The organism is Paenibacillus sp. PK4536, from assembly GCF_028594455.2.
In the GTDB taxonomy this organism is placed as follows: domain Bacteria; phylum Bacillota; class Bacilli; order Paenibacillales; family Paenibacillaceae; genus Saccharibacillus; species Saccharibacillus nuruki.
Genome location: NZ_CP126313.1, coordinates 1 through 7,500, shown reverse-complemented (window position 1 = coordinate 7,500; position 7,500 = coordinate 1). Strand labels below are relative to the sequence as shown.

Genomic DNA, 7,500 nt, shown 5'->3' with positions numbered 1-7,500 from the left:
GATGCCTAGGCGCTAGGAGCCGATGAAGGACGTGGCGAACAACGATAAAGCCTCGGGGAGCTGTAAGCAAGCTGTGATCCGGGGATGTCCGAATGGGGAAACCTAACTGGATTCATCTCCAGTTACTCACACCTGAATACATAGGGTGTGCAGAGGCAGACGAGGGGAACTGAAACATCTAAGTACCCTCAGGAAAAGAAAACAAGAGTGATTCCGTCAGTAGCGGCGAGCGAACGCGGAACAGCCCAAACCAAGAAGCTTGCTTCTTGGGGTTGTGGGACGTCTCTTTGGAGTTACAAAGGAATGAGGTAGGCGAAGAGGTCTGGAAAGGCCCGCAAGACAAGGTGAAAGCCCTGTAGCTTAAATCTCATTCTCTCCGAGACGGATCCCGAGTAGTGCGGGGCACGTGAAACCCCGTATGAATCTGCCAGGACCATCTGGTAAGGCTAAATACTCCCTAGCGACCGATAGTGAAGCAGTACCGTGAGGGAAAGGTGAAAAGGACCCCGGAAGGGGAGTGAAATAGAACCTGAAACCGTGTGCTTACAAAAAGTCAGAGCCCTATGAATGGGTGATGGCGTGCCTTTTGTAGAATGAACCGGCGAGTTACGTTCCCGTGCAAGGTTAAGGTGAAAAGCCGGAGCCGCAGCGAAAGCGAGTCTGAATAGGGCGACTGAGTACGTGGACGTAGACCCGAAACCAGGTGATCTACCCCTGTCCAGGGTGAAGGTACGGTAACACGTACTGGAGGCCCGAACCCACGCACGTTGAAAAGTGCGGGGATGAGGTGGGGGTAGCGGAGAAATTCCAATCGAACCTGGAGATAGCTGGTTCTCCCCGAAATAGCTTTAGGGCTAGCCTCGGAAGTTGAGTCGTGGAGGTAGAGCACTGATTGGATGCGGGGCCCGCAAGGGTTACCAAGTTCAGTCAAACTCCGAATGCCACAGACTTTATTCCGGGAGTCAGACAGTGAGTGCTAAGATCCATTGTCGAAAGGGAAACAGCCCAGACCATCAGCTAAGGTCCCCAAGTGTGTGTTAAGTGGGAAAGGATGTGAAGTTGCACAGACAACCAGGATGTTGGCTTAGAAGCAGCCACCATTGAAAGAGTGCGTAATAGCTCACTGGTCGAGTGACTTTGCGCCGAAAATGTAACGGGGCTAAACACACCACCGAAGCTATGGCTTGATACTTTGTATCAGGGGTAGGGGAGCGTTGAATGAAGATTGAAGGTGTACCGCAAGGAGCGCTGGACCTCATTCAAGTGAGAATGCCGGTATGAGTAACGAAAAGATCAGTGAGAATCTGATCCGCCGAAAACCCAAGGATTCCTGAGGAAGGCTCGTCCTCTCAGGGTAAGTCGGGACCTAAGGCGAGGCCGAAAGGCGTAGTCGACGGACAACAGGTTGAAATTCCTGTACCACCGAAAGCCGTTATGAGCAATGGGATGACGCAGGAGGATAGTGACGCGGACTGATGGATGTCCGTTCAAGCAGTGAGGCTGATATGTAGGCAAATCCGCATATCGCAAGGCCAGGCTGTGATGAGGAGCGAAAATTGTAGTAGCGAAGGTCATGATTTCACACTGCCAAGAAAAGTCTCTAGCCAGGAAGCAGGTGCCCGTACCGTAAACCGACACAGGTGGGTGAGAAGAGAATTCTAAGGCGCGCGGAAGAACTCTCGTTAAGGAACTCGGCAAAATGACCCCGTAACTTCGGGAGAAGGGGTGCCCCGGTAGTGTGAATAGCACGAGGGGGCCGCAGTGAAAAGGCCCAAGCGACTGTTTAGCAAAAACACAGGTCTGTGCGAAGCCGCAAGGCGAAGTATACGGGCTGACGCCTGCCCGGTGCTGGAAGGTTAAGGGGAGTGGTTAGCGCAAGCGAAGCTATGAACCGAAGCCCCAGTAAACGGCGGCCGTAACTATAACGGTCCTAAGGTAGCGAAATTCCTTGTCAGGTAAATTCTGACCCGCACGAATGGCGTAACGATTTGGGCGCTGTCTCAACGAGAGATCCGGTGAAATTTTAATACCTGTGAAGATGCAGGTTACCCGCGACAAGACGGAAAGACCCCATGGAGCTTTACTGCAACTTGATATTGAACTGGGGTGCGATTTGTACAGGATAGGTGGGAGCCGTAGAAACCGGAGCGCAAGCTTCGGTTGAGGCGCCGTTGGGATACCACCCTGATCGCATTTGAGTTCTAACCTCGTACCGTGATCCGGTACAGGGACCGTGTCAGGTGGGCAGTTTGACTGGGGCGGTCGCCTCCTAAAGTGTAACGGAGGCGCCCTAAGGTTCCCTCAGAATGGTTGGAAATCATTCGAAGAGTGTAAAGGCATAAGGGAGCTTGACTGCGAGACAGACACGTCGAGCAGGGACGAAAGTCGGGCTTAGTGATCCGGTGGTACCGCATGGAAGGGCCATCGCTCAACGGATAAAAGCTACCCTGGGGATAACAGGCTTATCTCCCCCAAGAGTCCACATCGACGGGGAGGTTTGGCACCTCGATGTCGGCTCATCGCATCCTGGGGCTGAAGTAGGTCCCAAGGGTTGGGCTGTTCGCCCATTAAAGCGGTACGCGAGCTGGGTTCAGAACGTCGTGAGACAGTTCGGTCCCTATCTGTCGTGGGCGTAGGAAATTTGAGAGGAGCTGTCCTTAGTACGAGAGGACCGGGATGGACGCACCGCTGGTGTACCAGTTGTTCCGCCAGGAGCATCGCTGGGTAGCTACGTGCGGAAGGGATAAGCGCTGAAAGCATCTAAGCGTGAAGCCCCCCTCAAGATGAGATTTCCCAGTATGTAAGACCCCTTGTAGACGACGAGGTTGATAGGTTGGGGGTGGAAGTGCCGCAAGGCATGGAGCTGACCAATACTAATCGGTCGAGGGCTTATCCAAAATCTACAAATGCGATGTTTCAGTTTTCGGATTCAGTTTTCAGGGAGCAACACGAGCCTGACTGTTTGGTAATGATGGCGGAGGGGTTCCACACGTACCCATCCCGAACACGACCGTTAAGCCCTCCAGCGCCGATGGTACTTGGACCGCAGGGTCCTGGGAGAGTAGGACGTTGCCAAGCAGAGCAAGACAGATTGACCGTTTCAAGGAGCGATCCGAGGAGACGGTGACTATTCCCTGATAGCTCAGTTGGTAGAGCACTCGACTGTTAATCGAGTTGTCACAGGTTCGAGTCCTGTTCGGGGAGCCATATGGAGAGGTGTCCGAGCTGGCCGAAGGAGCACGATTGGAAATCGTGTAGGCGTCACAAGCGTCTCGAGGGTTCGAATCCCTCTCTCTCCGCCAGAGGCCGTTTTATTACAGCCAATAGCAAATTAATTAGTTTTAAATTAACTTGTTCTTAAAGTAATAAAATGTTAATATGTAAAGTGTTGGTTTTATTGTGGCCCGTTGGTCAAGTGGTTAAGACACCTCCCTTTCACGGAGGTAACAGGGGTTCGAGTCCCCTACGGGTCATATTTACTTCTTGGAGATTTAGCTCAGCTGGGAGAGCATCTGCCTTACAAGCAGAGGGTCGGCGGTTCGATCCCGTCAATCTCCACCATAGAATTTTATAGCAAGTATTAATGACGCGGGGTGGAGCAGTCCGGTAGCTCGTCGGGCTCATAACCCGAAGGTCACAGGTTCAAATCCTGTCCCCGCAATTAATCTGGAACCGTGGTGTAGGGGTTAACATGCCTGCCTGTCACGCAGGAGATCGCGGGTTCAAATCCCGTCGGTTCCGCCATTTTCTTTTAAAGAAAATTGGCTCGATCATAAGTAGTGCAATGAATATTACATTGCGGACGTGGCTCAGCGGTAGAGCATCGCCTTGCCAAGGCGAGGGTCGTGGGTTCGATTCCCATCGTCCGCTCCAATATTTTCTACATTTTATTTGCGCCCTTAGCTCAGCTGGATAGAGCGTTTGACTACGAATCAAAAGGCCAGGAGTTCGAATCTCTTAGGGCGCGCCATTTTTATCTTGATTGGCCGGTGTGGCGGAATTGGCAGACGCGCGCGACTCAAAATCGTGAGGGAAACCGTGGGGGTTCGAGTCCCTTCACCGGCATATTATTTATCGGGACGTAGCTCAGCTTGGTAGAGCACCTGGTTTGGGTCCAGGGGGTCGCATGTTCAAATCGTGTCGTCCCGATACTAAAAAACCATTGATCATTATGATCAATGGTTTTTTTATGTTTATTTTAAATTCATATTTATTTTAAATATAGCTGTAGAACTATAAAAAATTTCTACTCTGAAAGATATACAATAATTAAAATATAAATAACACAATATAAAATAGTAGCCATTACAGCTAGATAAAAATAGATATTAAAAGCAAATAAGAATGTATAAAACGAATAGGAAAATGATAATAAATATTAATGAACACTAGAATATAACTAACGACTTAATTATAGGGATACATATAGATGGAGTTATAAATAATTATCATTTTAGTTGAAATACTCCGAAGTTGTTTCGAAAATACAATTGATATAACTTCAATGAAATTTTGTTATTTTATTAACTCAAGTTGATTTATATTTGCTATAATAAAATGAAAGAGATACATATGTTCGCCTATTGAGGTCAAATCGAATATATGATTAAGATTATGATTTCTAGCGATGATATGGTTAAATCCTGATAGTTAAATGATTTAGTTTATACTAGCTAGGTGATTTAATGTGCGATATACAGAATAGATTTATTTTGTATAAAAGTTGTCTTATATATTCAAGTAAGATCATTAATACTTATGGGGTACAACAAGGGAGCGATAGATTTGCGTGTTATGGGAATTGATCCCGGGATTGCGATCGTTGGGTTTGGATTTATTGATAAAAACGGAAGTAAGTTGACTCCTGTTCAATACGGATGTATTCAAACGGAAGCTCATACACCGGATGAGGATAGATTATTACATGTCTATGAAGGTACAGTGCAATTGATTGAGAAATATCAGCCAGACACTGTAGCTTTTGAAAAACTCTTTTTTAATCGGAATGTAACCAATGCGATGTCTGTTAGTCAGGCACGTGGAGTGATGATATTAGCTGCTAAACAAAAGGGATTACCTATTGCAGAATATACACCAATGCAAGTAAAACAAGCTGTTGTTGGTTATGGTAAAGCTGAAAAAAGACAGGTTCAAGAAATGATTCGAATGTTTTTAAATTTGCAAAAAATTCCGAAGCCTGATGATGTGGCTGATGCGTTAGCTGTTGCTGTATGTCATGCGCATTCTTATTTGCTAAACTCCAAGATAAATGAGGTATTGAAAAAATGATTGATTTTTTGCGCGGACCGATTGTCCATTTGGAGAATGAATATGTGATTGTAGATATGCAAGGAATCGGGTACCGTGTGTTTTGCCCTAATCCTTATGCATGGATGAAAGAAGCAGGCGAAGTGACCATCTACACTCATCATTATGTACGAGAAGATGCGATTCAACTCTTTGGATTTCCTACTCGTGATGAACAGAAGTTATTTCGTAAATTGATTGAAGTATCAGGAATTGGTCCACGTGTAGCACTTGGGATTTTGAGCGGTGGTAGTCCAGAGGGTGTAGTTACTGCTATTTATCAAGAAAATATTACGTTCTTGACCAAATTGCCTGGGATTGGTAAAAAGACAGCACAACGTATGATTTTGGACTTGAAAGATAAACTAGGTGGTATTGGAGATTCTCTGATTACTACAGGGTTATTTGCTCCGGCGATATCTACAAATACTTCTGGAGAAGTATGGCCTGAAGTGCGCGATGGACTGAAAGCATTAGGATATACGGATACCGAATTAGATCGAATCTGGCAAACATTGAAACACGAGGTATTCCCTGATGATACAGCCGATGATGTGATGAAGAGAGCACTAAAAATGTTGTATACTGGCTAATACAATCATTATGCTAAAATAATCAAAAGAATAGAAATTCAATATATTTCAGTATATTTGAGAGTAAAGGCTATGAATTTTGTAGAAGATTGTATCGTACTGAAAAAGTTTTTTCTATTTTGCATATATTACGAATAATACAGTAGTTAATGTAGTAATTAAGATCGTAATTAATATAGTGATTAAGATTATAATTAAGATCAAGTAATACTATTTTAAAAAAACGTAATGTATGCACTTATCTTTTACTAAATATTTATATTAAAATGGCTAGGGTATATTTAAAGATAGCTTTGGATCGAATTGAAAAAACAGGTAGAACAGATGAAGGGGAGCGAATAAAGATGACGGATGACCGCATCATATCTGCTAACTTGATGATGGAAGACCAAGCGGTGGAACTGAGTCTACGTCCCCGTTACCTTTCAGAATATATCGGGCAAACACGGATTAAAGAAAATATGAAGATTTATATTGAAGCGGCTAAATTAAGAGGTGAAGCGCTAGATCATGTACTCTTATATGGTCCACCAGGTTTAGGTAAAACCACACTTGCTAACATTATTGCTAATGAGCTAGGTGTGAACTTAAGAACAACCTCAGGGCCTGCTATAGAGCGTCCTGGTGATCTGGCTGCTTTACTGACCAATCTTCAAGATGGCGATGTGTTGTTTATTGATGAGATTCATCGCTTGCATCGGTCTGTGGAAGAAGTATTATATCCAGCGATGGAAGATTCAGCACTTGATATTATGATTGGTAAAGGTCCTAGTGCTCGTTCTGTACGTTTGGATTTACCTCCATTTACTTTGATCGGAGCAACGACACGTGCAGGCTTATTATCTGCTCCTTTGCGAGATCGATTTGGGGTAGTGAGTCGCTTAGAATTGTATACAGTCGATGAACTTTCATTTATTGTAAGTCGTGGATCAGAAATTCTTGGTATCGATATTGTGGGAGATGCAGCCGATGAAATTGCACTTCGAGGCAGAGGAACGCCACGTATTGCTAACCGTTTGCTTAAACGTGTTCGTGATTATGCACAGGTACGGGGAGACGGCATCATCACACCTGAGATTGCAGATGAAGCATTAGATATGTTACAAGTGGATCCGCGTGGACTGGATCAGATTGATCATAAAGTCTTGCAAGCGATGATTCATAATTTCCGCGGAGGTCCTGTAGGATTGGACACTATTGCGGCTACGATTGGTGAAGAAGGTCAAACGATTGAAGATGTGTATGAACCTTATTTGCTTCAATTGGGATTCTTACAACGTACACCACGTGGGCGGATCGTGACTCCTATGGCTTATGATTACTTGGGGATACCGATGCCTGATCATTTGAATGGAAAAGCATAGATTTGATTTAGGGAAAAGGCTTATTATTTATAGAGAGCAAGGTGCTATAAATAATAAGCCTTTTTGGCGATAATATAATTGTATATAAAGGAAGTAGTCCGTACAATTTGTGATGAGTGATGAGTGATGAGTGATGAGTGATGAGTGATGAGTGATGAGTGATGAGTGATGAGTGATGAGTGATGAGTGATGAGTGATGAGTGATGAGTGATGAGTGATGAGTGATGAGTGATGAG

The 7,500-nt window shown here is 45.1% G+C and carries 3 protein-coding genes, 10 tRNA genes and 2 rRNA genes (1 of these 15 only partly in view); all 15 read left to right on the top strand.

Annotation, left to right across the window (positions count from 1 at the left end; translation table 11 throughout):
* Window positions 1–2,897, top strand: a 23S ribosomal RNA gene (locus PO903_RS00075) (it extends 26 nt beyond the left edge of the window).
* A 64-nt stretch (window positions 2,898–2,961) separates the two neighbouring features.
* A 5S ribosomal RNA gene (rrf, locus tag PO903_RS00070) occupies window positions 2,962–3,078 on the top strand.
* Window positions 3,079–3,131: 53 nt separating this feature from the next.
* Window positions 3,132–3,207 (top strand) — tRNA-Asn (locus tag PO903_RS00065).
* A gap of 3 nt (window positions 3,208–3,210) precedes the next feature.
* A tRNA-Ser gene (locus PO903_RS00060) sits at window positions 3,211–3,302 on the top strand.
* Window positions 3,303–3,401: 99 nt separating this feature from the next.
* Window positions 3,402–3,473 (top strand) — tRNA-Glu (locus PO903_RS00055).
* A gap of 12 nt (window positions 3,474–3,485) precedes the next feature.
* A tRNA-Val gene (locus tag PO903_RS00050) sits at window positions 3,486–3,561 on the top strand.
* 26 nt (window positions 3,562–3,587) lie between these two features.
* Window positions 3,588–3,661, top strand: a tRNA-Met gene (locus PO903_RS00045).
* A gap of 7 nt (window positions 3,662–3,668) precedes the next feature.
* Window positions 3,669–3,744, top strand: a tRNA-Asp gene (locus tag PO903_RS00040).
* A gap of 54 nt (window positions 3,745–3,798) precedes the next feature.
* Window positions 3,799–3,873 (top strand) — tRNA-Gly (locus PO903_RS00035).
* Window positions 3,874–3,893: 20 nt separating this feature from the next.
* A tRNA-Arg gene (locus tag PO903_RS00030) sits at window positions 3,894–3,970 on the top strand.
* Between the two features lie 15 nt (window positions 3,971–3,985).
* Window positions 3,986–4,065, top strand: a tRNA-Leu gene (locus PO903_RS00025).
* A gap of 10 nt (window positions 4,066–4,075) precedes the next feature.
* A tRNA-Pro gene (locus tag PO903_RS00020) sits at window positions 4,076–4,149 on the top strand.
* 636 nt (window positions 4,150–4,785) lie between these two features.
* Complete coding sequence (gene ruvC, locus PO903_RS00015) at window positions 4,786–5,289, top strand: crossover junction endodeoxyribonuclease RuvC (protein ID WP_069329817.1); 504 nt, start codon at window positions 4,786–4,788, stop codon at window positions 5,287–5,289.
* The gene (gene ruvA, locus PO903_RS00010; RefSeq protein WP_069329816.1) at window positions 5,286–5,900 is read left to right on the top strand and encodes a Holliday junction branch migration protein RuvA; all 615 of its coding nucleotides are present in this window, start codon (window positions 5,286–5,288) and stop codon (window positions 5,898–5,900) included. Before ruvC ends, ruvA begins: the two co-directional genes overlap by 4 nt.
* Window positions 5,901–6,244: 344 nt before the next feature.
* Entirely contained in the window at window positions 6,245–7,264 is a 1,020-nt protein-coding gene (gene ruvB / locus PO903_RS00005) for a Holliday junction branch migration DNA helicase RuvB (RefSeq protein WP_069329815.1), read from the top strand.
* Window positions 7,265–7,500: the final 236 nt, after the last annotated feature.

What these genes read in the sequence shown, in the direction of transcription:
- ruvA (WP_069329816.1), top strand. Translation starts at nt 5,286, where the DNA reads ATGATTGATTTTTTGCGCGGACCGATTGTCCATTTGGAGAATGAATAT.
- ruvB (WP_069329815.1), top strand. Translation starts at nt 6,245, where the DNA reads ATGACGGATGACCGCATCATATCTGCTAACTTGATGATGGAAGACCAA.